Origin of the sequence: Cryobacterium lyxosi (genome assembly GCF_004403345.1) — a bacterium.
In the GTDB taxonomy this organism is placed as follows: domain Bacteria; phylum Actinomycetota; class Actinomycetes; order Actinomycetales; family Microbacteriaceae; genus Cryobacterium; species Cryobacterium lyxosi.
The window spans coordinates 107,611-133,533 of the sequence record NZ_SOGT01000012.1 but is presented as its reverse complement, the minus strand read 5'-3'; the positions used below and the strand labels follow the sequence as shown (position 1 = coordinate 133,533).

Here is a 25,923-nt window from a genome sequence, read left to right as displayed (position 1 = left end):
GTGATACTGCTTATTCGCGGTTAAAAAAGTTGCCGAGTGCCGAGAGACCGGGGATCTCAAAGTTCGACCCCAGGTCGGACACCTGCTCGCCGAGGCCGGTCGCGTACCCGCCCGCCCCGTCGGCGACGCCCTGGGTGACTCCCTCGAGACCACCGGTGACGCCCTCGAGTCCGCCGGCGAGGCCCTCGAAATCGACGCCCAGTCCGGCCGCTTGTTCTAAAAGGGGGCCAGCCACATTGCTGAGCACCGCGCCACCGGCGACGGCTGCAAGTAACCCGCCAGCACCGAGTCCAAGGGCGGCGACACCCGCTCCGGCAAGGGCGCCGCCGGTGCCTCGGCCGGACGGCCGGGCAAACAGTTTCTTCAGCAGGCCGGGCTTCTGAGCTTCGCCGCGGGTGGCCGACCGGGCCAGGTCTTCGGGGCTGGTCGATGCCGGGTATTCGTTGGCGGGCAGCTCGGTGCGCAGCTGGGCGTCGACCTCGTCTCGTTGCGCCGGCGTGAGCCGCGCGAACGCATCGCGGTGCACCTGTTCAAGCTGCTGGGGCTCTGCGGTCTGCAGCAGGTAATCGTAGCGGGCGATGGCCGCGCGGTCGTCTGCGCTCAACGCCGACGACGTGTTCGACCCAGAACGGGGAGCGGCACTCCGCTGCACGTTGCTCGCTGGGGGCCGACTGTCTCCGGTGACCTTGTCGGCTGTGGTGCGCACCATATCGCGCCAATCTGTCTTGCCCGACCCGCCGGAAGACGGCTGCCCCTTCTGCTCGAGGGCCTTCGATGCCATGCGCAGAATGCGTTGGAGGTTGCTCATTGGGGGCCTTTCTGTTTGATTGGGTCCTCAAGTGTGCCTAGCGCGCCTGAGTAAAGCCTCCCAGCCGCCCCGCCATCCGGTTCTGAGCGTCGCCGTGCACAGCGGGCAGCCAGAGTGACACGTGCACACGGCAGCGCAGTGCAGGTGCGCGTCGATGCAGTGCTGCAGCGGATGCATCGGTTGCGGCAGCAGAACTGGCCGTGGCGTCGCGCCTACGGCAACAACAAAACCTCCGTCGCTAACCAAGGTCATCGACGCAGCTGAGACGCGAGTGCGCTTGCTCTTACCCACGCCTGCACGACAGACCGTAGCCATATCAACTTACGTGTCATAAACTGTAAGACATGAAGACCGTCGTAACGTTGAGCAGCAAGGGGCAGCTAACGCTTCCCGCGGCCGTGCGTAAGGCCCTGCGACTCGAACAGGGTGATCGATTTGAAATCTCGATCGACGAAAAGACCGGCACGATGAATATCGCACCGGTTGCAGGCATCGAAGCGCTCAGCGCGCTAATTTCTAGCTACGCGACCATCATCGAGCCCGTGACAGACGTCGACGCCTATTACCAAGAACATCGGAACGGCGAGCGCGCAAATTGAGCGCATCCTTGGATGCAAATGTCGTTCTCCGATTGCTACTCAACGATGTGCCCGAGCAACATGACGCCGCTGTGGTCCTGCTTCAGACGGGCGGCACGTTTTTCGTATCGGACATCGCACTCGTCGAGACAATCTTCGTGTTGGGCCGCGCCTACGGGCTGAATCGAGAGCAGCAGCAAGAAGCTATTCATGGCCTCGTGAATCTCCCCCAGATCGTCGCCAACGCGAGGTGACAGCGCTGGTCGCGCGGGCCGCTGCACTCATGGCCGGCATCGCGGCACTGCAACGCCTTGCCGATTTGGATCAGCCGTCTATCGCCATGTCCATCCTGCTGGCCACGCCCAAGATCGGCTACGGCAAGGGCTTGAGAAACATGGACACCAAGGCGAGTTCGATACACAAGAAGCTCGTGACGGCTGAGACCGGCGCAGTGGTGCGCGAGGCGGCGGCCGCGGCACAGGCGGCCGCAGACGCCGCGGCCGCAATGAAAGCCGTTGCCGACGCACGGGCCGCTGCTGACGCACAAGCTGCCGCTGACGCACGGGCCGCTGCCGACGCGCAAGCTCTTGCCGCCCAGCGGGCTGCCGAGCAACCGTATGTCGCTCCTTACGTTGAACCGTACGTTGCGCCCGCGGTTCCCAGCGTCGACACGTACACCGGATGCCGCGCCTACGGCAACAACGGAACCTCCGTCGACGACAAGGGTCGCCGGTACACCAAGATCCCCTGTCCGTAGGGTCAGGCAGCGGCCGACCCCGCTCTTGGTAGCGATGCCACGACCGCCAGATAGGCACTAAATCATCAAGGGATACATGACAACACAGGCACCGGGTATGCGCGATCAGATCGCCGGCCAATCGGTCATCGAAGAGTTGCTCCGCCTGCAGCAAGCGATTCCGCCACGCTCTGGCTTCGCTCGATTTTGGGGATACTCCCCACTGGCCGCGGAGAGCGTCGCCTGGTATCGCGGCGCCCAAGGCGAGATCGAGGTCGGCAGGATTCTCAGCCGTCTCCCGCCCGAATGGAGAGTTTTCCACGCTCTTCCGATCGGAAAAGCCGGCGCCGACATTGACCATCTCGTGCTCGGACCGGGCGGCATCTTCACCATCAACACCAAACACCACCGCGGTAAGAAGATCTGGATCGCCGATCGATCATTCCTGGTCAACGGCCAAAAGCAGCCCCACCTTCGCAACTCCAAATTCGAGGCCACCCGCGTCACGAGAATGCTTCGAGAGCGGATGCCGCAGCTCCCGACAGCGCAGGCCGTGATCGCGCTGGTCAGTCCCGGGCAGATCACGATCAGGAAGACGCCCGACGCGGTCACTGTTCTCGATGCAAATTACTTGCGGCGCTGGCTGCTGAAACGGCCGATAGTCCTCGCCGAGACCGATCTGGTCGAGCTCGCGGCGATCGTTGATGCGCCGCCGACCTGGCCCGCACCCGCCTTGCCGCTCACGCCGAACTTGATGGCCAAATTCGCCAGCCTCGACGTGGACGTTCGAACCGCGCGCACACGCCGCACCGTCTGGAAGCTCCTGAGTATTGGAACAGCGTCGGTGCTGGCCGTGTTCGTCGGCCTACCCCTCCTCAGCAGGGCGGTCGAAGGCTTCATCACTAATCTCTGACGCGTCATACAGGCTCAGGGGCGCGAACGGCGTGAATCAGACTTGGTGAAGACTGCCGTCACTTGGATGCGACGAACGCGGCCAAATGACGCATTTTGGGGGAGTTCTCACACAGCTGTCGCGATTTAGATCATCGCGTGCCGAAACACTTTCGCTGGCTTGCCGACCAGGCCGGGCCGGTAGGCATCCGTTTCGACGAGCTGGCCCAGCATGTGCCGACGGAAGGTGTCCTTGCCGAGCGGTTCACCTGCAATCGCAGAGTGCAGGCGCAACAGCTCGAGCAAGGTGAAGTCCGGGCCGAGCAGTCGCTCTGGATCGGCCGAGGCCCGGTACGAAGCCCGCAGCGTGCCTACCGCCAAATCGAGAATCAGTTCGTGGTCGTAGATCAGGTCGCGAACCTCTGACACCGGCGTCAGGTCGGCGTGCGAGACGGATGCCGGTGGTACCACGACGAGGTGCGCCACTGAGATCACCCAGCCACGAGTGTCCCGTTCTGGGGCGTCGAAAACATGCAACTGGCGTGGGTGCAGGCCCATAATATGGGCCTTGTCGCTCAGTGAACGGAGTACGGCATCGGCAAGGGTTTCGCGCTCGTGCACGAACGTTCCGGGTAGGCGCCACCCGGTCTGGTTCTGCACGAGCGCCACACAAAGCTTGCCGTCTTTCACCGAGAGAACGGCCGTGTCCACAGCCACCGAAGGGCGCGGATAGTCGGTTAAGAGCTTGTCGGAACTGTCGCGGTAGGTGGTCACTAGGTAATTGTCTCAGATGTGATCTATATTGGTAATAGATCACTTATGATCTAAAAACAGGGGAGACCAGATGAAGAAAACACGTGAACACCTCGACACCGCCCAGCGCGACCGTGCTGCCGGAGTGCTCCTCGGCCTGGCCTGCGGCGACGCGCTCGGCGCCGGCTACGAATTCGGGCCGCCCTTAGCGACAAGCACCGCGGTGCAGATGAAGGGTGGCGGGGGCTTCGCGTGGGCGCCGGGGGAGTGGACCGACGACACCTCCATGGCCGTTCCTATCGCCCAGGCTGCCGCGAACGGTCTCGACCTCCGCGACGAAACAGTCCTCGATGGCATCGTCGCCCAGTGGGTCGACTGGGCGAAGACGGCGCCCGACGTGGGGATCCAGCTGCGGGCGGTGCTGTCGAAGACTGAGGCCACGGCATCCGCTGTGCGCGTCGTGGCGAAGGCGCACCACGAACGCCACGGGCGCAGCGGCGGCAACGGTTCGCTCATGCGCACCGCGCCGGTGGCGCTCGCCTACCTCGACGACCCGGTCGCGCTCGCCGAGGCAGCCCGCGCCATCAGCAGCCTCACCCACTATGAAGCGGATGCCGGCGACGCCTGCGTGCTCTGGTGCCTCGCCATTCGGCACGCGGTGCTCGAGGGCGAACTCGACGTGCGCGTAGGCCTTCCGCTCCTGCCCGCCGACCGGCGGGACCTCTGGCAAACCCGTATAGCGGTGGCCGAAACCAGCGTGCCGTCAGACTTCGCTCACAACGGCTGGGTGGTTGAGGCGCTGCAGGGCGCGTGGTCGGCCATCAGCACCACCAAGGCGACGGATGCGACGCACCTGCGTCTCGCCCTCGAAGCCGCGGTGCGCGGTGGCCGCGACACCGACACCGTGGCGGCGATCGCCGGTGGTCTGCTCGGAGCGCGGTGGGGCGCATCCGCTGTTCCCGCCGAGTGGCGCCGAATCGTGCACGGCTGGCCCGGCCTGACCGCTGCGGATCTGGTGCGGCTCGGGAGTCGAGCTACCGGAGACGAGGCCGCCGTATCGGACGCGGAGGCTGAGCGCTTCGACGAGAAACTCACGGGTGTCTCGACCCTGGTACGACACCCGCACGACGACGGCATCTGGCTCGGTGACATGCGGGCGCTCGATGACTTGCCCGCTGATATTGATGCAGTGGTCTCGCTTTGCCGGGTGGGCACTCGGCAGGTGCCCGCGCGCATACGTCACCACGTGGAGGTGCGCCTGATCGACAAGGAGAACCCCGCGAAGAACCCGAATCTCGACTTCGTGCTGCTCGACAGCGTGCACGCCATTGCCGCACTGCGATCCGAGGGGCACACGGTGCTGCTGCACTGTGTGCGGGCGGAGAGCCGCACCCCGTCGGTCGCGGCGCTCTACTCAGCACGTCATAAGGGAGTACCGATCGAACGGGCGCTCAAAGAAGTCAAGGCCCTGCTGCCGAATCCGCAGCGGGCGCAGTTTCTGCGCGACGCCATCACGCGGCTGAGTGCCAGCCAGAAGGAGACGACAGCATGAGCCGCGAGGCATCAAACGATTCCGGCAACAACTTCGTGATCAATGAGAACGGCGAAGGTGGAGGCGACGGGTACGAGGAATACAACCCACCCGCCGATCGCTTTCTCACCGCGCAGATCTGGTGGATCGCAAGCGAACTCGTGCGGCGTCACCCGCACCTGCGCATCTCGGGCCACGAAGTGCCGGGTGATGGTCGCCTGGTCATGGTGCACGACGAGCAGGACAGCATGAATATCCAGTGGGATCTCGTGGGCGGCTGCAAGTATCTGGTGAACGGCGAGGTCACCAGCATCAGCTGGATCGAGATGATGGCGGCGGTCAGCCCACACGAGACGCTCAAACGCATCGAGCTGGGCACCGGGCTCGGTATTCCCAAGGCAGCCGTGGTCACCACGCCACACTCGCTCACCTACCGGGTGATCGCCAGCGCGCTTGCCACCGCGGTCGACGACCGGTACGAGTGGTACGCGGTTCCGGCGCCGATGAACCCCTACGACGACCCCGACTGCCCCTACTTTCTGCCGTTCCCATCGGCACTCCGGGCCCGCGACGACTACGCAGACGCAGCGGATGCCCAGATCGCGTCGACCGGCCGCGACATCCACTTCTTTCAGCCGTTCTGGGCGCTCTTGCGAAACCTCGAGCCGATCGCCATCTTCGACTCGGCCGGCGTGATCCACACGGTAATGGGGGCGACCGAGCTGATGCCGACTTATGAGCAAATCCACCGCCGGCTCGCCCTGACCACGGCCCGCGTTCTGGGCCCCTACCTTCCCTGATGACACCCGAACCAAGGAGCACCACCATGACGAACCACGAACTGCCCGCACCGAAGAAGATCCTCTACATCGATCTCGATAACACGCTCGTCGACTTTCCAAGCGGCATCCGACGCCTGAGCGAGGCGGCCCAGATTGAGTACAAGGGCCACTACGACGATGCCCCCGGAATCTTCGCCCTGATGGACTCGTTGCCGGATGCCCTGGCGGCCTACCGTGAGCTAGCCCAACACTTCGACACCTACATCCTGTCGACCGCGCCGTGGGACAACGCCTCTGCCTGGCACGACAAGGTGCTGTGGGTGCAGAAGCACCTCGGGCTCACGAGCGAGACCGCCGCCTACAAGCGGCTGATCCTCTCGCACCACAAGAACCTCAACCGTGGTGACTTCCTGATCGACGACCGCTCGGCGAACGGCGCCGGCGGTTTCGAAGGCGAGTGGCTGCAGTACGGGCCGGATGCCGCGTTCCCGAGTTGGGCATCCGTCACCGACTACCTCATCGCAGGCGCCAGGCCCTCACAGCTTCACGACGCGATCACCCTGGCGCGAACGGCGCATGCGGGACAGGTCGACAAACTCGGCGTCGCGTACATCTACCACCCCCTGGCTGTGATGCAGCGCGTGAGTGGCACCGACGCGAAGATCGTGGCCGTGCTGCACGACGTCGTGGAGGACACCGAAGTCACCCTCGACGACCTGCGCAGCCGCGGCTTCTCCAAAGACATCGTCGAGGCAGTGGATGCTGTCACGAAGGTGAAAGGGGAGCCGCTCGACGAGTCCATGGCGCGCGTCAAGGCCAACCCGCTCGCGCTGATCGTGAAGAAAGCCGACATCTCGCATAACGCAGACCCGGCGCGGCAGAAGGGACTGTCGGATGAATCGCGCGTCAGGCTCACGGGGAAGTACGAGAAGTCGGCGCGGCTGTTGGGCACGACTCTCGTGGTCATCCTCGAGCAGTTCGGGGCATCGCGTTCCGGTGAGCCCGTGGCAGAAATGCACGGCGCCTGACTATGAGTGACCGCTTCCTCCTTGAGCGTCAGCGCATAAGTGAGCACCCGATGGGCAACGGCAGCTTCTCCGACAATGCCAGCCATGAAGCACGACACGGCGGTCAGTTTGAGTGGTTTTGGGGTGTCCCCGGCGTCTTCCAGGCCCTTGCCGCTCCGCTCTCCGGCCAGCGGGTTCCCGCCGCGCCGGACGCGCGGGACGTGCATGAGCAGTCCCTCGGCTACTGGGCCGCGTTGCACTATTTGCTGATTCATCGGCTGGGCTGGGCCCACCCGGATAGAGGTTTGCGGTGGTGGTACGACGAGGGGAAGCCGGTCGAGGATTCAACGCTGTCTCTCATCTCTGAGGTGTGGGACCGCGATGGAAACTTGGACGCGTATCTCGGTTGGCTCTTGAAAGGTCGCCCAGTGTTCCTCAATCCAGATAGCCCCGAATCCGCGGCATGGCCAGCCGATCTCGAACCGCTGGCGCCCCACTGGGAGAGGTGGGTGAGAGAGGTCCAAGCAACAGCCGAGCTCACGGGATCCACGTACTTTCAGGGAGGATGGGATCCTCTGCATTTGACTGGTCACTCGGGCGAAGGCGGTGTGCCAGACCCAGCTTCGACAATTTCCGTGATTTCACGCAGCGACCGACGGGCCGTCTTCCGGACCAACACAATGGACGCCTGGCACTTCGACCTAGAGAAGCAGGCAAAGAATCTGCCTGATATTGGTCACCGTTTCTGGCGAGTCGATGTCATCGTCAGACCGGTTGGTTTCCTGGGAACCTACCGGCGATCGAGTGTGACCGGCCTGTGGTTCACGGGGCAGCACCGAATCCACGCGGCGGGCAACTGACTATGCCGAGGGAGCGCGAGTGGTGTCAACGACGGTTGAATGCCCGGCGAGACCCGACGGCTAAAAACTAGTCCACTCGACCTCGATTGGATTGGATTGGTGACAGTAGTTAAAGATTGCGCGCAATACTTCGCCTTCGCCTTCGCACGAGAGAGGACGTGTCGCCGGGAGTGATCGCGCGGAGTGCGGGGTTGGGTAGGAACTCGGTCGCGCGGGCATTGGGTTCTGTGAACCATTTAAGCATGCGTGATAGCAAGGCCGGACAACGCCACCGTGTGATAGACCGGGTGAGGTAGTTTTCCTGGGTCAGAAATCTCCTGACAAAGGGGATGCTTCGCTCAACCGGATCACCTCTCGCATAGCAAGCTTTGGTGGGTTCAGCGGTGGCAGCCCCATCGGCTGCAAGTAAGGACCTTACGGAAGGATGAGGCTCCCGAGTATGTCTATGACGTAACGGTTGTCACCCCGCACCCGCGCCAAGGCCCGTTGCTGGGTTGCCAGGATCTCTCTAGCCTTTGGAAGCTCCCCAGCTGGCGAGTCCAACTCTCGGGCGGTGGCTTTGACCCAGTACCCCTTCGGGTTAGCGCCAAGGGGTACTACCACCTCAATTAGCGCGCATAGCAGTTCTTCCGGGGTGCGGCCCGGAAGGAAGCGCAGATGCGCATTTATCCACTTGAGCACCTGGCGGCGCCGAAGCAGAGTCTCAAGGTCGCCATCACCACTGCCACCGTTGCGCAAAATGTGCTTGTCGCCAATACCGAGTTTCGCGAGCTCGGCCTCGAGTTCAGCATCGCTAACGGTTTGGGAATCGCGGATTGCCAGCGCCGGTCGTTGGTCTCCATCCAGAATGACCAATGCATTTGACGAGGCGACCGCCAGAGACGGGATGATTCTCGTCAGAATGGTTTGTGCCCCACCGACGAGCGGTATGACCTTGATGGTTTGTGCGAAATCGTAGTTCTTGAGCTTCGCCGCACGTTCAATAATTGCAGCTGCGAGATCGTCCTCGACGTATATTTCCCTCTTGTTGACTGTTGCTCCAATCCTGTTGAAAGCCTCGCTCGGTGATGCTTCCTGCGCCAGAATCTGCACTCGTCCGGACGCGGTGTTGAAGTCCAGAATCTTGATTGCAGCCGGAGGTAGTTCTTCAAGGATCGACGGGGAATGGGTGGCAATCACAACCTGAAGCTTCTTCGATACCGCAATCTTTGCGATGGCTCGAACAAGATTGCGCTGCGCACCTGGGTGCAGTGAGACCTCGGGCTCGTCTATGAGCACGAGAGCATGGTCCTTGGCAGCCGCCAGGGTTCGGACAAGCATGATCGCAGCAAATTCCCCGCTGCCCGCGAACGCTTCCGAATAAGAAAGATGATCCGTTTCGAGTTTCGCGGTGTATCCCTCAGCCTCAAATAGGTCGTGCTTTACGAGTCGGATCGAGCTGTACTTGCGACCCAATATCTCGCTCACCATATCTACGTCCGCTTGTTGAAGCTGCTCAGCCGGCTCCAGGATTCTGTTCTTCCGGTAATAATCGTGAGACTTCTCAAGCTCGTTTAATGCAGTGGCCACGTGCGTCGCTCTTTGACGGATCATCCTTTTCTTGTCGGCCGGACTGTTCTTCTTTCCTCGCCAGTTGAAGTAAAACTGGATGTCGTAGGCGGGCAGTTCCTGCCGGAAGTCAATGTAATGAACGTCTTTCTTCACGGCTGCCCATCGTGTTTTGTTTCTGTGCGCCTGGTCCGTAGCGGGAGTCGCGTCACGTTCAGGCATCACTGCCATTTGGTCGCGCCGCCGAGGGGCGGACGTCTCAAAGTAATCTTCAGTGCGGCCTGCCTTATCAACGCGCGACTTGATAACTTCGACCACGGAGCCAGACGGCACGCGATATCCGTGGATATAGCGATTCGGCGCCATATCTGGATCCAAACTGGTGCTGAACCAGGAGTTACCGATGTTGTAGCTGTCTGGGCAACCTTGGAGCGCGCGCAGGATCGAGCTCTTGTTGGTTCCGTTGGGGCCCACAAGTGCGGTTATTGGGTAGGTGAACTCAATCCGCAGGCCGTCTTCGAGATTCTTGAATCGCGGGAACCGAATATGCCGAATGTAAGGCTCCAACGCGCCTGATTGGGCCATTCCGTGCAATTTTTCGAAGTCTGTCGACATTGTGTTCCCCCTATTAAATTTGGGCCTGCCTCCTGCGACTACTTTTGTCGTTTTCCTGGTTATATTGGCTGACCCGGACTTATGCTTCCACGAATACATCGAGCCACAGTTTCAACACGCTGGGCCCGGTGTATTTCGTGTGCAGAAACGTCTGGCCCGGTGGAATGACATATTGTGCGCGAGTCGAATGGACAACTGGGCAGTACTAGATAGAGTTCAATCAAGTCGCTGTGAAGCGGCGGGAGAAGAACGAGCATGGATTCGAGGGGGAATTCGGCAACATGGCACTACTGTCAGACGTATTGGCGGGCACCAACCGGGGTGAGCCGATCGTCCAGGAAATCGCACAGCGTGCGCGCGAGGATCTCGCTGTCGTGCAACTCGCATTCCCACATAGTGAGAACGCTCCAACCCAGAGTTTCCAAATAGACCTTATTGCGCGCATCGCGGGCCACAGTTTTGGATCTCTTACTCGCCCAGAAGACCACGTTGCTCGCGGGAGTCGACTGCCCCGAGCTGCACGAGTGGGAGTGCCAAAAGCACCCGTTCACGAACAGGACTTTTTGGCGCCTTGTGAATACGAGGTCCGGCTTCCCAGGAAGTCCGCTGACGTGAAGCCGGTAGCGGTAGCCAAGCGAGTGCAGAAGTCGTCTTACGATCCATTCGGGTTTCGTGTCTACAGAACGGATACGCGATATAGTTCTTTCTCTATGTGCTGGGCTCATACCGTCGGCCGTGACAGAAACGCTACGCCTGCCCGATTGGCGTTTGCCGACGGTTCCCACATTCGTTTGCGCGCTGCGGTGGCTTCGCGTGTGCGGGGCGTGCTTGGTTCAAGCTTAGAAACAAGCGATGACTGAACTTCATGACTATCTCGGACTCGACCGTCAATCTGCGGTCTTGCAGTGGTCTGTGATCCTCAACCGGGGCGACCTCGAGGTCGGACGCAGGCAGGAGTCATACACCCCGGTCGAAACGCTTCTGGTTTTCGGGCTCGCCTTCGTGGTGAATCGGGGAAGTTACGGAACAGCGAATCTCGGCAAAGTACCAGAGCCCCTTCCCACAATTGCTCGTTTGTTCAGACGGTCCGTATCAAGCATCCTCGCCAAAATGGGCAACCTTGACGGGTCCAGGACGAATGGCGCCCGCAACGAGATCGAACTGGCAGGCATTCTCGGTGGCAACCTATCTTCGTACTTCCATCTTTACGACGTGATTATTGACACTGCTCGTTCAATTGGCTTGGATTCGCAAGCCCTTCCCGACTTTCTAGGACTCGACTCGATGCAGGGCGTCTTGGGCGCGGACAAAGTGACAGAAGATGAGCTCGCTGCTCACATTGAACCACTAGCCGTCAAGTGGCTCCGTGAGCGTCCTGAGATCGAGCTCATCACTACGGAGAAATTGCTGATGGGCTCGGCGCGGATCGGGCAGGCGAGATTCGCACGGGCCGTGCTCACCAATTGGAACCAACGGTGTGCATTTTGCGGCCTCACGCTTGCCGGCACGGGTCTGCCGTCTGGTCGAATGCTGATCGCGAGTCACATAAAACCTTGGCGCCACAGCTCCAACAGGGAGAGACTCGACCACCGCAATGGCCTCGCGCTCTGCCCAACTCATGACGCAGCTTTCGACACATTCCTGATCTCGGTGCAGCCTGATATGACTCTGCGGCTGGCACCAGCGCTCGAAATGGCGACTCGCAGCGACCCGATTATCGCCCGGAACTTTGGAATTGGGGTCCTCGCTGGCCAGCTCCACATCGATTCGGGGGCAGTGGCGCCGCGCGCGTCTTATCTCGAATGGCATTTGCAGCAGCTAGTTAGAGAGCCGCCGGAGATCGCCGATCGAAGTCCCCAAACCGGGACAGACAACGCGGCGAGTATCACGCGACACGGTTCCGCTCAACTCAGCACCCAAGAAGGAATCAAACATGAGCACCAACCGCAATTGGCAGAATCCCACCCATGCCCTTGTGGCAGAAGTGAACGAACATCGCTCAGCGGCGTTGGACGTATATCGGAGAAACCCGAACCTGATTCAAGAGCATATAAATCAGGAGGATAGCTACCGAACGGGCGGTTACGCCGAGCGTCAGCTTTTCGAGCTGGTCCAGAATGCAGCGGATGCCAACGTCCGCGGAACGAAACCAGGACGCGTCGAACTGCGATTGAGTGGGGGGAACCTTTACTGCGCGAACGAAGGCGAGGCTTTCACGAGCAGTGGTCTCCGTGCCGCCACTCACGCATTCTTAAGCGGAAAGCGCGGCGATGAGATCGGTCGATTCGGGCTGGGATTCAAATCGGTTCTCAGCGTCACCGACAATGCACAGATCCTCAGCCAAACAATCTCTCTCGAGTTCAATTCGCCCGATGCCCGAGCAGCGCTGAGCGCGCTTGCACCCGGTAGAAAACAGCTTCCGCAATTGCGAGTGCCAACGGTTCTTGACCCGGAAACGGTCTTCGCTGAAGATGCCGTGGCGGCCGAGCTCTCGACCTGGGCGACAACGATCATTCGCTTGCCGAACGTTGACCATGTCGATCGTTTGAAGGCGCAGTTGGCAACATTCCAGACAGAATTCCTCTTATTTGCATCGGCAGTTTCCACCCTGAGACTCGTCATCGACGAGGGCGGCGAAGATGACATGGATCTGGAGCACACTTGCGTCATCGTGGCCCCGGGTAGAGTCGAAATCAGTGCACCGGATGGGTCGAAAACCGAGTGGCTCATCAACGAACGGATGCACAAGCCGTCCTCCCGCGCGCGCGCTGAAGTTGGGGAGGCGGTGGCTCGCAAAGCGGTAAAGATCACCTACGCAGCGCCATTGCAGTCGCTCAGAGCCCTAGGACAGTTTTGGGCGTACTTCCCGCTTCGGGACGAGACGACGGCGCGTGGTTTGTTCAACGCACCTTGGAGAGTCAACGACGACCGGACATCTCTCCTGCCGGGGCTCTACAACAAGGAAATCTACGAGCAGTTCGCCCAGATGTTCGTAGAAGTCCTCCCGCTTCTGTCTTCCCTCGATGATCCGGCCCGGCATTTCGACTACATGCCCGGCCGAGGCAAAGAAATCCGTAGCGATGGCGACCAATACTTCACCCAGAGGATTCCAGTGCTCGCGGCGGCGGAGGATCTGGTTCCAGATGCCACCGGCACCTTGTGCTCTGGGAGCGAGCTGAGGCTCCTATCGCTCGATTACGCGATGGAGCCCGGAGTGATGGAACTCTGGCAGACCGCACCTGCCTCGCCAGATGAGTTTGCTCATTTCAGGTGCTTCTCAACGGCGGATCGACGTAAAAGGCTCGAGAACCTCGTTCGCAACGATTCCCGCGCCGATCCGGAGTTTCGCCGGGAACTCGGTTTTGCTGAATGGCTGACCGTGCTCGCACATGGTTCAGATTTACAGAGCCTACAGATCGCTTTGCGAATTCTTCATTTCCAGAAGGACCGCACCACGCGAGCCCTAGGCACAGAAGCACGCATCGTTCCATCTGCATCCGGAAAGTTGTTCAAGGCCAATGCCACTTATGAGCTGTACTTGCGCGGCGAGAGCGTCGGGCAAATATCCGATCTCGAACTGGTCGACCCGCGCTTCCTCGCTCTTCCCAAGGTCGAAGAGATCCTAAAAGAACTGGATTTTCATAACCTGACACCATCACAGGAATTCCGGGCGTTGCTACGTACAGTGACCGAAGACTGGAGTGATGCCCAATGGGAGGAACTCTGGAACGTCATGGATGACGTGCCCGTGCCGGAGGCTCGTCAGCTTCTGTCCATGCATAAACGCGGTGAAGGTTCCATCAAATTGCGCGCTCAGGATGGCTCCTGGCGCGATTCACGCTCGTTGATGCTGGCCACCGGGACGAACTTCGCTCCGGCCGACCTCAGATTGCGGTTGGACACAACTTTTCACGGCACGAATATCGATGTCCTGAAGGCTGTTGGAGTTGTGTGCGGCGTGGACGCCCGATTCCCAGTCAGGTATGAACCGCTCTTCCAGGAATATCGAGCGTGGGCAAACGGGAAATATCAGCAGCGCCTGTCCCGAGATGCCACAGCAACGACGGGTGATGCCACTTTCATGGACGAAGAAGGTCCTGGCCCTATCCAGTTACTTCAACGCTTGCATTCTGACGGCGACAGCGTGGCGCGGGCAGACTGGTCGGCGGCGCTCCTTCATGCTGAAGCGGATCGTACGTGGTCGATGACGCGAGTGGGAGATCCGAGAGCTGCCCCAATGGACTTTATCGCGCCCCACCTCTGGGCAATTAAGAAATACGGGCTTGTTGCCACGACCTGGGGCCCCATCGAAGCAAGCTTCGCGCTGGACCCGGCTCTCATCCAATATCGTGACTACCTACCCGTTGCCCTGACTGCGCATGCAACCAAGCTGGGGCTCGCCAAGGACCTGAAGGACGTCCCGCCGCCCGTGTGGGAGAAGTTCCTCCAGACAGTGCCTCAAAAGGTCAACCCGCAGAACCTGGGGACACTGGTTCTCGCTGCCGCGCGCAGGCTTCCGCCGTCGTTCCCGATAGGACGCGTTCCTGCAATTGTCGGCGCCGGCGTTTCCCTCGTTGACGCTGCCGATGTGCAAGTTGCAACGACCGAGCAGGAGATTGCATTCTTGCTCGCAAAGGCCACACCCTTCCTTCACATCGTCGAGGAAGATGCTGCGCAGTACTTAGTCGAACGCCTGGGTTCGTTGCGGGCAAGTGAGGAGGTGGCCTTCAGTGTGGTCACCGAGGGTGTCTCGGAAGCTGCACTTCTTTGGGACCGCTATAGAGGTTTCAAGCGTCTTCCAGGCGGTCCCCTCAGAGACGTTCAACTCGTGGCCTGTGATCGAATTGCGAAGCGCGTGACGGCGGCGGCCGGGGGGGTCGAGGACGAAACAATTCTGCATTATCGACAGGGATCCACGTTCTACTATCAGCGCGAACTAGTTGCTGATGACCTGATGACCCTGATCAATAGGGAATTCACCCTCGACCTGAGTGTCCCTGAGCTGTCCAACGTGCTCAACGTTTCCATCGAACTCGATATCAAGCTGCTGATGGAACAGTGCCAGCTTGAGGACGACGAAGTCCAGAGACTGTTGATGCTCTTCTCCTCGAATGAGCTGGAAGCGGCGCTCCCTGTTGGGCTCCTGAAGTCCGTTCGCAAACTCGGGGCGTCTACCGGACCTCTGGACGTGTCCCGGCTCTTCTTGAACGTCTATGGATTTGACTCGCTGAATGTCTTGAAAAACGAGTTCATCCGCAGAGGTTTCCCCTGTCCGGATCGCTGGTCGGGATCCCTCGACGCGTTGAAATTTGTCCGAGACCTCGGATTCAAACCCGCCTACGCTCAGGAGAAGGGGGGGCCCTCGCGGCGTCGGTTCAGGTGCTGGGCCGACCGGGCCTGCCAGCGCTTCACGGGTATCAAGTAGAACTCGCGAACCAGATCCGAGAGGTGCTTCGGGCGAAGGGCGGAGTCGAAACGAAAGCGATGCTTTTCCTGCCAACTGGAGCCGGGAAAACCCGTGTCACGGTTGAGGCGATCGTGCAGGCCTTCCTTGAGGATGGACTCGTCGGACCCGTACTTTGGATCGCTCAGTCGGAAGAGCTGTGCGAGCAGGCTGTTCAGACATGGAGTGCCGTATGGCGGGAGCTCGCGGATTTCCGAACCCTGACGATCGGCCGGCTTTGGGCCTCGAACACTGTGAGCGATTTTGAAAGCGACCTGAGCGTAATTGTCGCGACTGACGCGAAGCTTGAGAAGCTCGTCGATAAGTTTGAGTACAAGTGGTTGGCAGACGCAACAGCTGTGATCGTGGACGAGGCTCACGTGGCAGGTGACTCTCCGCGTTACACACAGATCTTCCGGTGGCTCGGTGTGGATGGGCGATCGGCCGACAAGCCGCTTCTGGGTTTGAGCGCCACAACATTCAAGAACCGAAGTGAGGGTCGAACCAAGAGCTTGGTGGCGCGTTTCGGACACAAACGGTTGAACGTCCTTGGGGATGATCCTTATGGGACGCTCCAGGGGATGGGAGTCCTGGCCCGGGTTCGTTACGACGAACTGCAAGGCGCGGATGTCAGGCTGAGCCCGCAAGAGTTAGAAGACGCGGAGAGCTGGTCCCGGCTCTCTCCCACGGTCATGGATCGCGTGGGCAATGATGAGGACCGCGCTATTCGAATTGTTGAACACATCAAGGATCTTGACCCGGAGTGGCCAGTCCTCGTATTCACGTCATCCGTGTTCTCTGCACAGGTACTGGCCGCGCTATTGCAGGCGCAGGGTATTTCCGCAGCGTCGGTGAGCGGGAAGACGCGTCGGCAGGAGCGACGTCGAGTAATTCAGGAATTCAAGGATGGCAAGATTCGAGTGCTGGCCAACTGCGATGTGCTCACGCAGGGCTTCGACGCTCCGGGGGTGCGGGCCCTGTACATCGCCAGGCCGACGCTGAGCCCAAATGCGTACATTCAGATGGTCGGCAGGGGGCTGCGCGGTCCCTTAAATGGCGGCGAGGCCGAGTGTCTCATTGTGAACCTCAAGGACACATTCTCCAACTTCTCTGGAAACCTTGACTTCACGGAGTTCGATGGCCTTTGGGAGAACACCGAGGCGGCGACGAAATGAAAATGCTGCCGCCTGAAAGTTCCTACACAGACGTCAAGAGCAAGGCCGAGATCCGCGTCGCTAACTTGATGTCGCAGATTGCCTACGAAGAGCCTGCAGCCTGCTTCTATTCCGTCCATCTCACGGAACACGAATACAAGCGGATGTCGGAGGTCGACTTTGTCGTCGTCTGGGACGACTGCGTCCTTGCCATAGAAGTGAAGGGCGGGCGCGTTGCGCGCAGCGGTGGATCGTGGACTTTCACGAATCGACACGGAGAGCAGAACTTCAAGGCCGAGGGGCCCTTTGACCAAGCCAGATCGGCGATGTTCGCGCTCAAGGATCGCCTCGAGAGGGCGGATCGCGCTTTGGATGTGTCCTTCGCATTCCTCGTTATCACTCCAGATCAGGCCCTGCCAGCGGATGCTGAATGGGATCCGTGGGAACATGCCGGGCCCATGTCAATGACCATAAACGGTTTGAAAAAGGCGCTGGATAGCGCCCGCTCGCATGCGCGAAGAGCCAGCAGCCGTGTGCCTCGTGGGCAGGCATATAGTCGGCTGCTTCGGACTCTTCGCCCGGACTTCGATCGCGTGCCGCGGTTGAGCATCCAAGCAGAGGCTCTTGAGCGGGAGTATGTGGCGCTCGTGGAGGCCCAATACGCCGTCCTGCTTGCTGCGGAGGACAATGCGCGAATTCTGTGTGAGGGAGGGGCAGGCACGGGCAAGACGCTTCTTGCTGCAGAAACGGCGCGCCGTGCATCTGCGGCAGGTAAGGACGTGGTCTTCGTTTGCCGATCCAAAGCTGTCGTCAATTACGTCGCCACTCTTTTGTCCGAGACGCCGGTTAGATGCGTCGCATTTTCGGACCTCCCAACCGAGGGAATTTGTGAGGTTCTGGTCGTTGACGAGGCGCAGGACGTCATGAACGAGTTGGACATACTGCTTCTGGATGCGGCAGTTGAGGGTGGCATTGAACTGGGAAGCTGGCGCCTCTTCTGTGACACGAATAACCAGGCACGCGTCGATGGTCGATTCTCGGAGGCAACCCACAAGGAGATTCGAAGTCTGGCGAGTCGCAGTCGGCTGACTTTGAATTGCCGCAATACCGCACCCGTGATTATCCAGACTCAGTTGCTGACTGGGGCGGATCTTGGTACTCCGAAGGTTGGCGCTGGACCCAAAGTTGTCTCGCTGGCGGTCGGGAGCGACCTGATTGCCGGAACAGCCCTCGACGCGAGACTGGCGTTACTCGTTGACGACGGCGTCGATTTGGAGGATATAGCAATCGTCTCATTGCGTCCCAATGGCAACGCAAGCGCCGCAGTAAGCAGCGCGGCTTATGGCCGGCAACAGATTGTACTTTCGGCGGAAGGCCGCCGGGCTGGTTCAGCGACGCTGTATCGTCCCGAAGAGATCAAGGGCCTGGAGGCGCCACACGTCTGCGTCATCGACGTCGACGACCTCGACGCTGAAGCAGCTCTGCCGAAACTCTATGTCGCCATGACCCGTCCTCGCGTGAGTCTTTGGGTCGCCTATTCAGATCTTGCATGGAAACAACTCCGCACCCGCGGACCGGCCCTCGCCGGGAAAGGAATCTAGACCTGTGGATGCCAAGACAAAGCGCAGACAGCAGTATGTCGATTATCTGAGGTCTCAATACCTCGGTCCATCAGGCGGGGATGACGAGCTACTTGCTAGCAGGCCCGACAAGACGTACCTCGTCGGCACACTCTTTCCCCGGGGGCGGGCTGCAAGTGATCCGGACGTAGATGTGAATGACGGTGACGTTGGTAGCGAAGACGGGGACGAAGCAATTGAGTCGGCCAATGACTGGCATCCGTCCTCTGCCGCCTTGTCGTTCATTCATAACGGAGATTCCCTCGAGTGCAAGACTGCGTTCGCGACGTATGCCAAGGAAGACAATGATGGGCCGGGATCAAGCTGGCGTCGGTCGCCGGTCCTCTTGCCGGCGTTTTTTCTGAGTCCCGCCAAAACGTTCTACGTCCCGGAGGTTCCAGGCGCTCGCGTGCGTGTCACTTCCAGGTGGAGACGCGTTCTCGACCAATGGATGGTGACAGTCGCAATTGAGAATCTCATCGAACGCAGCGACCCCGAGGACAAGATTGCAACTCAGGATTGCGTCTTCCAGACCCAGCTGTCGTGCGTGCCGATCGGCGGCGAAGTCTTGCCCTATCGCACCACGGCTTCGGTCAATATGGAACCCGAGGAGTGTGAACTCGCCCTCCGTTATCGAGATGCCCGCGTATATGCCGTGGGCCATGGAACCTCCTCATCTTGGGAAGCCCACGATGGACGTGTGCGATCGGTCGCAATCGATTTCCTCCCCACCGTGACAGTGCCCGCAATTGCCGCGGTGGCTGGCGCCGGCGAACGAGAGACACTGCGACTGTCCTTTCTTAGCGATGCGTCCGTTTCCCCTGAGGTGCTGGCTGATCACCTCAACGACTTCGTATCCGACTACGAGAGCTGGGTCGATGAGCGGGAGAACGAAGCGCGTGGCCTGCCGAGCGAACACGCAGAGGCAGCCGTGCGCATCATCGAACGAATGCGTCGGGCAGTTCTTCGTATGCGGGGCAGCATCACGGTGTTGACAGACGATCCAATTGTCTTGAAATCCTTCCGGCTGGCAATGATCGCAATGCGGGAACAGATGCTGCAATCTGGTCACGCTCGGAGGAACCCGGGCAAGCGAAGTAACCCACTCGTCGCTCGGTCCATAAACCTGAAGGAACCGGAATGGTTCCCCTTCCAATTGGGGTTCCTGCTCGTTTCCTTGGAATCGACCGCCTATGAGAGTCATGCAGATCGTTCGGTGGTGGACCTGATTTGGTTCCCTACTGGTGGCGGCAAGACCGAAGCGTACCTGGCGCTCGCTGCATTCGAAATGGTTCGGCGCCGGCTAACTCGAGGAGTCGATGGCGGTGGCACGGCCGTGATTACGAGATACACACTGCGGCTCCTCACCACCCAGCAGTTTCAACGCGCGGCGACCCTCATCTGTGCGCTCCAGCTCCTGCGGGAGAAAGACAAGGACCTTCAGAGGTTGCCGGCCTTCACCATCGGCTTGTGGCTCGGTGACGCAACCACCCCAAACAAGCTAATCGATGCTGTGAGTAGGCTGGATGAGACCTACAAGGCTCTCAAACCCGAGAATCCCTTCCAACTGGAGGCTTGCCCCTGGTGTGGAACCAACATCATTCCCGAAACGCGCGTCGATGATAGGAGCGCTTACGGAGCGAACGCAACTAAGAACGACTTCTATCTGTACTGCCCGCACAAAGATTGTGCTTTTGCGACCCGCTTGCCGATCGACGTCGTGGATGAACAGATGTATCTAACGCCTCCGACCATGCTGATGGGGACCGTCGATAAGTTCGCACGCCTACCAATTTCTGAAGCGGCAGGTTCACTGCTTGGACGGGGCTCGTCACCGTTTGATGCCCCGTCGCTCATTATTCAGGATGAGTTGCACCTTCTGTCGGGGCCGCTGGGGACGACTGTTGCCGTCTACGAGGCAGCGATCCAGAGTGTACTGAGTTGGGGTGGATCGCGCCCAAAAATCGTTGCCTCAACAGCGACGATCCGAGCGGCGTCGGAACAGGTCAAGGGCCTCTTCGCCGCTGAGGTCGAGTTGTATCCGGCGAGCGGTCTTTCGGCTGACGACAGTTACTTCGCGAGGGTCGATCGAGAAGCCCCCGGGCGACTGTACATCGGCCTGATGCCCCAAGCGTTTACCCAGTCATCATCGGTTGTTCGTAGTCTGACCGGGCTCTTGGAGGCGCCTCTCTCGCTCCTAGATGCAACTGACGAGGACCTAGACGCGTACTGGACCGTCGTGGCGTATCACAACAGCCTTCGCGAGCTCGGTCGGACGGTGACCATCGCACGAGACGACGTCGAGAGCCTGCTCCGCACTCGCGGAATTGGCGGCGCGAAAGTCCGCAGTATTCGCGGGGACGGCGTAGAGGAACTCACAAGCCATGTTCAGGCAGATCAACTTCCGAAGATTCTTGCGCGGCTCGAACGCAGATACGGTTCCGGCGACGCCGTCGATGTTGCTGCCACGACGAACATGCTCTCGGTTGGGATTGACGTTAGTCGGCTGGGCGTCATGCTGATGAACGGCCAACCCAAAACGACCTCCGAGTACATCCAAGCAACGAGCCGGGTTGGACGAGGGCCTGACGTCCCTGGGGTCGTGGTCACCCTTTTCCGCGCGACGAAGCCACGGGATCGATCCCACTACGAGACCTTCCGCGGTTACCACGAGGCGCTCTATCGCTACGTCGAGCCAACGAGCGTAACGCCCTGGTCGATTCAGTCTCGGCATCGCGCCATGGCGGCCGCCCTAGTGTTGCTGGTTCGGCACGGTGCTGGACTTCGTGCCAATAGTGCGTGTGGCGATTTTGATGCGTCCAGCGTGCAAGTGCGCCATGCGATCACAGCGCTGAAGACCGTGATCAAGCGGGTTGATCCGGATGAAGCCGACAGCGCATTCGATCAACTCGACGACCTCATCTCCCACTGGACGATGAGGGTGGCGGACGCGGCCGCTGAAGGAGAAACGCTCCAGTACGAAGCTAAGAAAGGGACATCCTTGCTCAAGAACTTTGGTGACGTGGGAGTGGCATGGCCCGTCATGAACTCGATGCGGTCCGTTGATCGGGCGGTGCGGGTAATTGTGCGCGGCGAGAAGGCTCCCGCATGACGCAGGACGGGTTGAGGACTTTGCGGCTTAGCGAGACAATTGCTCCGTTTGGAGTCGGTGCAATTGTTGATATCGCTGGCGACTCTCTGATGGCGACGGACATTAGCTGGTGGCCCAAGAATTCACCTCGTTTGTCCTGTGATCGTCTTGAGCGAGAGCTTCGTGGCAGGACCCTCAAATCGCCTCCCAGCGTGCCGTCGTACCCCTCCAAGAAGACGCCCGGGCTTACCTTTCAGCGCTTCCCCTCATGGCTGTTCTGTCAGAACTGCCGGTCGCTCCGTCAACTGAACTCGAGCGAGGAGACAGGGAAAGCTCCTCGATGCGTGAAATGTGCTGGCCCTCGGGTTCCGATGCGCTTTATTGCATTGTGTGAGAAGGGTAGCCATGTTCAGGATATTTCCTGGAGATGGTGGGCCCACCGAGCAGCGACTGTTCTATCCCAGCAGAAGTGCGCAGATGGCGAAAACTTATTCTTCTGTACGTCCGAAAACGGCAACGAAGGGCTTTCGGGGCTAAGCGTCGAATGCAAGTCCTGCGGTGTTCGACGCAACTTTGGAGAGTTGTCAGCCAAGGGTGCGTTGAAAGGTGATGGCGTCAAGTGCAGCGGTAAGCAGCCTTGGCAATCAAAGCTTGAAGCTGTTGATTGTGACGCGACCGTCCAGGTCGTGCAGCGAGGGGCAACGAACGTTCATATGGCGGATGTGATCTCGGCGATAGACATCCCGGAAGCCAAACCTCTGAGCCTTGTGCACGCCGAAAGTATCCGAAACCACGGTTCGTTCGGGGCCCTCAGCTCTGACCCTGACGGCCCAATCTCCGAGTACTTGCGAGAACTGATCGCAAAAGAACTCAGCGTGCCACCGGAAACGGTCCAGGCGGTTGCACTCTCCAATGATGCGATTACGGACGGGAGCCTTGCCACTGCCAGGTCGGGTCTTCTCGACGGTGAATGGGCAGCATTCCAGACGCCCTCGAAGGAGCGCTTCGCGGCCAGCCCCAACTTCATAACTGAGGCAACCGGATTCGTGCGTCACTCGGACGCCCCAGTGCTCCACAGGCTCGGAGATCTCATTTCCTCAGTCGTGCTTGTGCGACGTCTGAGGGAAGTTCGGGCAATGACCGGATTCCGCCGGTATTCGCCCGACTCGAGCGTCATACCGGTCAGCTTCGCACCCAAGGGGACGGAGCAGTGGTATCCAGCGATCGAATCGTTTGGAGAAGGTATCTTCTTTTCCCTGTCCGAGGCTGCAGTTTCGGCGTGGGAATCTGCGCTGTCAGTGCGGGAACGCACGGCTGTGCTCGAGCGACGGCGGCTGGATTCACAGATTGCATCTCGGCACAGTGAAGTCACGCCGAGGTCGGTCATGCTTCACACACTGGCGCACCTCGTCATGCGACGACTCGCTTTCAACAGCGGCTACGCGTCGGCAGCATTGCGGGAGAGGGTCTATTCAAGTGTCGAGGGCGCCGATCGCCAAGCGGGAATTCTTATCTACACGGCATCGGGTGACAGCGAAGGTACGTTGGGAGGTCTTGTGCGTCAGGGGGAACCGCCCCGACTAGCCCGCATGCTGTTGGCCGCGATTGAGGATAGCGATTGGTGCTCAAATGATCCGGTTTGTCGTGAGAGCAAAGGGCAGGGCATGAACGCTCTTAACCTGGCTGCTTGCCACGGGTGTGCCCTTGCCCCTGAGACATCATGCGAGTCCTCGAACCTGTTCCTGGACCGCAGCCTGGTCGTGGGGTCAGACGGAATGGGATTCTTCGATTCAGTCCTGGCCGCCGGGCGATTGGCCAGCTAGCTTGTTGGCCTGGCGTCGAGGGCGACTCGTACTCGGAGCCACAACAAGCGGTTTCGTCCGCGGAGGCGCGTCTTAGAGGCGCGCCTCCAGGGAGCGCGCAATCGCAGCGCCCAGGGGGATAGGGACAGCATTGCCAATTTGTCGCGCGATCGCTGACTTCGACCCAACGAATTTATGCTGTGGTGGGAAGCCTTGAAGGATGGCTGCCTCGTAGTGCGTGATGGCACGTCTGGCCGTGGGGTGCAGATACCGACCCTTCTCAGGCTTGAAAAACTCCGTCCGGATGGTCACCGACGGCTTATCCCAATGCAACCGTCCCATCACGTCACCCGAACCGGTCGTGTGTCTTCTCCAGCACGGCGACTTGAGATCATCAGGGAGATTGAACCTGTTTCCCCCTGGCGGTATGGCATCGAATCGGTCGAGAGAGAGCTGCCTGTAATTTCGCCCAAAGTGGAGCTCGCTCGCGATGAAAGCCCCGTTAAACGTCTCACCGTCGAAGAGCACCCTTCGGCTGTGAGGTAGGTCGAAGATCGGCGCGCTGAGGGCGATGCCCTCAAAAGCCTCACGAACCGTTTTGTGATTGGCGGTGTGCGTTGCCTCGGGGAGGCCGGAAGGCTCAACGTCGTTTCGGTAACCAATGAGCACCGCCCGTTTCCGGGCTTGAAAGGCTCCGAAGTCGGCTGCGTTGAGCACGTCATCCTCAAACGTGTACTTCTCGAGAAGGCCGCCCTTTTTCGTCGCATCCACAAAGTCCTGGTACTGATGGGATTTTCGAAAAGCCGCAACGTTTTCGACCACGAAGTACTTTGGCTTCGCGCGAATAATTGTTTCCGCGTATTGCTCCCAAAGGGAATTACGCGAGTCTTCGATGTCCTGCTTGCCCAGGGTGGAGAACCCTTGACAGGGCGGTCCTCCGATGATGACGTCGACCTCCGGAACCGTCTCTTGCGCGAGCCAATCCTGAATCGAACCGGGGTAGACGATGCCCTTACCAAACGTTGCCTCGTATGAAGCTGCTGCTGCGCGATCCATTTCAACTGCTCGAACGGTCGTGAAGCGTGAAGACGCGGAGTGGAAGCCGGCCGTCAGCCCGCCCGCCCCGGCAAATAGGTCTAAGACTTTGATCTCGCGTGCACTCATTCTTGTTTGATCTTAGCGGTCCCTGTGAGGCGAGCTGCCGCCCGTCACGTCAGTTAGGCAACGAGCCCCCTACGACGCCGCTGTCACTGGACACGTGGGCTTTGGCTTTGTTGGGTGCTCGCCGAGTCGGCGGAGCATCGGTGACCGAAAACGTCGCGGGGGCGCCTTCATCAGCCATTTTGGCGGAGCGGCCTGAGGCGCGCCGCACATGCAAGAGAAGTGCTCTTAACGAGATGCTCTGCCTCCAAGGCTGAGGGACGAAAGGGTGGGAACACGTGGATCACAATTGGGCGGCCGACGCCCCCAATGGCTGATCTAAGCCAACTGGCTCTTGTCGTGCGGTTTCTGTCCTGCGGACTCCGGTCGAGCGCTTGTCTGAAAGCTATCGGGACCCTACAGGGGGACGGCCTTACGGCGGCGGTTTCATTAACTGGGCCTCGCCCCGGCGTCGGAGAAGGACGAGCGCGGGAAACATTCCACCCCCGCCCGCGTTACCCCTGACATGAAGTCAATTGTCTACAGCCAGACCGGTGACCCATCCGTGCTCCACCTCGTCGATCGGCCAGTGACCGAACCCGGAGCCGGCGAGGTGCGGGTGCGGATCGTGGTCAGTGGTGTGAACCCCACCGACTAGAAGTCGCGCCGCGGCTCGGCACCGGGCCAGGGGCTCGCGTTCGACGACGTCGTGCCCGGCCAGGACGGCGCCGGCATCGTGGAAGCGGTCGGCGCCGGCGTGCAGCACGTCAGCGTGGGTGACCGGGTGTGGCTGGCGCTGGCCGCGGACCAGCGCGCGAACAGCGGCTCGGCCCAGGAGCACGCCGTGCTTCCGGCGGAGCGCGTCTTCTTGCTGCCGGCGAATGCGAGCTTCGACCAGGGCGTGAGCCTCGGCGTGCCGGCGATCACGGCGTACCCTGCGCTGACGGTGGCCGAAGACGGACCGCGGCTGCAGCCGGGCGCCCTGACCGGGAAGGTCGTGCTCGTGGCCGGCGGGGGTGGCCCGGTCGTGCACGCGGCGATCCAGCTGGCCCGGTGGGCGGGAGCATCCGTTGTCACGACCGTGAGCGGACCGGCGAAGGCGGTGCTCGCCACTGCGGCCGGCGCGCAGCACGTGCTCACCTACACCGACCCGGACATCGTCGACCAGATCCAGGCGATCGCTCCAAACGGCGTCGACCAGATCGTCGAGGTCGCCCCCGCCCAGAACGCGCCGCTCGACCTGGCCGTCATCCGCAACCGCGGGTCGATCGCGGTCTTCGCCAACAATGGCGGCGACCAGATGACGCTCGACGTGCGCCGGCACTTCAGCCTCAACGTGCGGTGCGCTACCAGTTCGTGCTGCTGTACACGGTGGGTGCCGACGTAATCCGGGCGGCGGTCGAGGACATCAACGCTGTTCTCATTGACGGCGCTTTGGCAGTTGGGGAGGGGCGGGGCTGCCCTTGCACCGCTTCGACCTCGCGCACACCGCGGATGCCCACGCCTTGGTCGAGAGCGGTGCGGTCGGAAAGGTGCTGATTGACGTCTCGGTGGGGTGATCTCCG

General features: G+C 60.5%; 19 protein-coding genes and 1 pseudogene. 15 read left to right on the top strand and 5 right to left on the bottom strand.

Going from position 1 to position 25,923, the window contains the following annotated elements; translation table 11 throughout:
• Nucleotides 1-10: 10 nt before the first annotated feature.
• A complete protein-coding gene (locus tag E3T27_RS10435; RefSeq protein WP_134572616.1) occupies nucleotides 11-808 on the bottom strand; it encodes a hypothetical protein in 798 nt (265 codons plus the stop codon).
• Nucleotides 809-1,152: 344 nt separating this feature from the next.
• Between E3T27_RS10435 and E3T27_RS10430 the strand changes: the two genes are divergently transcribed.
• From E3T27_RS10430 to E3T27_RS10415, 4 genes are all read left to right on the top strand, one after another.
• Entirely contained in the window at nucleotides 1,153-1,407 is a 255-nt protein-coding gene (locus tag E3T27_RS10430) for an AbrB/MazE/SpoVT family DNA-binding domain-containing protein (protein ID WP_104198208.1), read from the top strand.
• An 8-nt stretch (nucleotides 1,408-1,415) separates the two neighbouring features.
• Nucleotides 1,416-1,640 (top strand): PIN domain-containing protein, encoded by a 225-nt coding sequence (locus E3T27_RS10425; protein ID WP_166786182.1) that lies wholly within the window; start codon nucleotides 1,416-1,418, stop codon nucleotides 1,638-1,640.
• On the top strand, nucleotides 1,637-2,143 hold the full coding sequence (locus E3T27_RS16710) for a hypothetical protein (RefSeq protein ID WP_174722208.1): 507 nt from the start codon (nucleotides 1,637-1,639) through the stop codon (nucleotides 2,141-2,143). Before E3T27_RS10425 ends, E3T27_RS16710 begins: the two co-directional genes overlap by 4 nt.
• A 76-nt stretch (nucleotides 2,144-2,219) precedes the next feature.
• Nucleotides 2,220-3,035: a nuclease-related domain-containing protein gene (locus tag E3T27_RS10415; protein ID WP_134572612.1), complete on the top strand. Its 816-nt coding sequence runs from the start codon at nucleotides 2,220-2,222 to the stop codon at nucleotides 3,033-3,035.
• A 125-nt stretch (nucleotides 3,036-3,160) separates the two neighbouring features.
• Here the strand turns inward: E3T27_RS10415 and E3T27_RS10410 are convergent, their stop codons facing one another.
• Nucleotides 3,161-3,787: an NUDIX hydrolase gene (locus E3T27_RS10410; RefSeq protein WP_134572610.1), complete on the bottom strand. Its 627-nt coding sequence runs from the start codon at nucleotides 3,785-3,787 to the stop codon at nucleotides 3,161-3,163.
• Nucleotides 3,788-3,857: 70 nt separating this feature from the next.
• On the opposite strand from E3T27_RS10410, the gene E3T27_RS10405 reads away from it, so the two are divergent.
• The 4 genes from E3T27_RS10405 to E3T27_RS10390 are packed head-to-tail and all read left to right on the top strand — an operon-like array spanning nucleotide 3,858 to nucleotide 7,946.
• On the top strand, nucleotides 3,858-5,318 hold the full coding sequence (locus tag E3T27_RS10405) for an ADP-ribosylglycohydrolase family protein (RefSeq protein WP_134572608.1): 1,461 nt from the start codon (nucleotides 3,858-3,860) through the stop codon (nucleotides 5,316-5,318).
• Entirely contained in the window at nucleotides 5,315-6,097 is a 783-nt protein-coding gene (locus E3T27_RS10400; protein ID WP_134572606.1) for a TY-Chap2 family putative peptide chaperone, read from the top strand. The genes E3T27_RS10405 and E3T27_RS10400 overlap by 4 nt, the downstream gene beginning before the upstream one ends.
• Nucleotides 6,098-6,123: 26 nt before the next feature.
• Nucleotides 6,124-7,107: a 5' nucleotidase, NT5C type gene (locus E3T27_RS16775; protein WP_198416525.1), complete on the top strand. Its 984-nt coding sequence runs from the start codon at nucleotides 6,124-6,126 to the stop codon at nucleotides 7,105-7,107.
• Nucleotides 7,108-7,109: 2 nt separating this feature from the next.
• Nucleotides 7,110-7,946 (top strand): hypothetical protein, encoded by an 837-nt coding sequence (locus E3T27_RS10390; RefSeq protein WP_134572604.1) that lies wholly within the window; start codon nucleotides 7,110-7,112, stop codon nucleotides 7,944-7,946.
• A 414-nt stretch (nucleotides 7,947-8,360) separates the two neighbouring features.
• Here the strand turns inward: E3T27_RS10390 and E3T27_RS10385 are convergent, their stop codons facing one another.
• Together E3T27_RS10385 and E3T27_RS10380 are read right to left on the bottom strand one after the other, a co-directional pair.
• Complete coding sequence (locus E3T27_RS10385; RefSeq protein WP_166786181.1) at nucleotides 8,361-10,109, bottom strand: ATP-dependent nuclease; 1,749 nt, start codon at nucleotides 10,107-10,109, stop codon at nucleotides 8,361-8,363.
• 293 nt (nucleotides 10,110-10,402) lie between these two features.
• On the bottom strand, nucleotides 10,403-10,834 hold the full coding sequence (locus tag E3T27_RS10380; RefSeq protein ID WP_134572600.1) for a very short patch repair endonuclease: 432 nt from the start codon (nucleotides 10,832-10,834) through the stop codon (nucleotides 10,403-10,405).
• Between the two features lie 127 nt (nucleotides 10,835-10,961).
• On the opposite strand from E3T27_RS10380, the gene E3T27_RS10375 reads away from it, so the two are divergent.
• Genes E3T27_RS10375 through drmB form a run of 6 tightly spaced genes read left to right on the top strand, consistent with a single transcriptional unit; the run spans nucleotide 10,962 to nucleotide 23,239 of the window.
• A complete protein-coding gene (locus tag E3T27_RS10375; RefSeq protein WP_134572598.1) occupies nucleotides 10,962-12,176 on the top strand; it encodes an HNH endonuclease in 1,215 nt (404 codons plus the stop codon).
• Nucleotides 12,085-15,534, top strand: coding sequence for a sacsin N-terminal ATP-binding-like domain-containing protein (locus tag E3T27_RS17355; protein WP_420898064.1), 3,450 nt, complete (start codon nucleotides 12,085-12,087; stop codon nucleotides 15,532-15,534). Before E3T27_RS10375 ends, E3T27_RS17355 begins: the two co-directional genes overlap by 92 nt.
• A gap of 23 nt (nucleotides 15,535-15,557) precedes the next feature.
• Nucleotides 15,558-16,727 (top strand): DEAD/DEAH box helicase, encoded by a 1,170-nt coding sequence (locus E3T27_RS10370; RefSeq protein WP_241992215.1) that lies wholly within the window; start codon nucleotides 15,558-15,560, stop codon nucleotides 16,725-16,727.
• A complete protein-coding gene (locus tag E3T27_RS10365) occupies nucleotides 16,724-18,307 on the top strand; it encodes an NERD domain-containing protein (protein WP_134572594.1) in 1,584 nt (527 codons plus the stop codon). The genes E3T27_RS10370 and E3T27_RS10365 overlap by 4 nt, the downstream gene beginning before the upstream one ends.
• Before the next feature lie 4 nt (nucleotides 18,308-18,311).
• Nucleotides 18,312-21,437, top strand: a complete 3,126-nt coding sequence (locus E3T27_RS10360) for a helicase-related protein (RefSeq protein WP_134572592.1) — start codon at nucleotides 18,312-18,314, stop codon at nucleotides 21,435-21,437.
• On the top strand, nucleotides 21,434-23,239 hold the full coding sequence (drmB, locus tag E3T27_RS10355) for a DUF1998 domain-containing protein (RefSeq protein WP_134572590.1): 1,806 nt from the start codon (nucleotides 21,434-21,436) through the stop codon (nucleotides 23,237-23,239). The genes E3T27_RS10360 and drmB overlap by 4 nt, the downstream gene beginning before the upstream one ends.
• Nucleotides 23,240-23,311: 72 nt before the next feature.
• On the opposite strand, the gene E3T27_RS10350 is transcribed toward drmB, so the two are convergent.
• Complete coding sequence (locus tag E3T27_RS10350; protein WP_134572588.1) at nucleotides 23,312-24,382, bottom strand: DNA cytosine methyltransferase; 1,071 nt, start codon at nucleotides 24,380-24,382, stop codon at nucleotides 23,312-23,314.
• Between the two features lie 502 nt (nucleotides 24,383-24,884).
• On the opposite strand from E3T27_RS10350, the pseudogene E3T27_RS10345 reads away from it, so the two are divergent.
• A pseudogene (locus tag E3T27_RS10345) lies at nucleotides 24,885-25,917 on the top strand (NADPH:quinone reductase).
• The last annotated feature ends 6 nt before the right edge of the window (nucleotides 25,918-25,923 follow it).

Coding starts and splice junctions, on each gene's coding strand:
- E3T27_RS10435 (WP_134572616.1), bottom strand. CDS start 808: ATGAGCAACCTCCAACGCATTCTGCGCATGGCATCGAAGGCCCTCGAG.
- E3T27_RS10430 (WP_104198208.1), top strand. CDS start 1,153: ATGAAGACCGTCGTAACGTTGAGCAGCAAGGGGCAGCTAACGCTTCCC.
- E3T27_RS10415 (WP_134572612.1), top strand. CDS start 2,220: ATGACAACACAGGCACCGGGTATGCGCGATCAGATCGCCGGCCAATCG.
- E3T27_RS10405 (WP_134572608.1), top strand. CDS start 3,858: ATGAAGAAAACACGTGAACACCTCGACACCGCCCAGCGCGACCGTGCT.
- E3T27_RS10400 (WP_134572606.1), top strand. CDS start 5,315: ATGAGCCGCGAGGCATCAAACGATTCCGGCAACAACTTCGTGATCAAT.
- E3T27_RS16775 (WP_198416525.1), top strand. CDS start 6,124: ATGACGAACCACGAACTGCCCGCACCGAAGAAGATCCTCTACATCGAT.
- E3T27_RS10390 (WP_134572604.1), top strand. CDS start 7,110: ATGAGTGACCGCTTCCTCCTTGAGCGTCAGCGCATAAGTGAGCACCCG.
- E3T27_RS10385 (WP_166786181.1), bottom strand. CDS start 10,109: ATGTCGACAGACTTCGAAAAATTGCACGGAATGGCCCAATCAGGCGCG.
- E3T27_RS10380 (WP_134572600.1), bottom strand. CDS start 10,834: ATGAGCCCAGCACATAGAGAAAGAACTATATCGCGTATCCGTTCTGTA.
- E3T27_RS10375 (WP_134572598.1), top strand. CDS start 10,962: ATGACTGAACTTCATGACTATCTCGGACTCGACCGTCAATCTGCGGTC.
- E3T27_RS10365 (WP_134572594.1), top strand. CDS start 16,724: ATGAAAATGCTGCCGCCTGAAAGTTCCTACACAGACGTCAAGAGCAAG.
- drmB (WP_134572590.1), top strand. CDS start 21,434: ATGACGCAGGACGGGTTGAGGACTTTGCGGCTTAGCGAGACAATTGCT.
- E3T27_RS10350 (WP_134572588.1), bottom strand. CDS start 24,382: ATGAGTGCACGCGAGATCAAAGTCTTAGACCTATTTGCCGGGGCGGGC.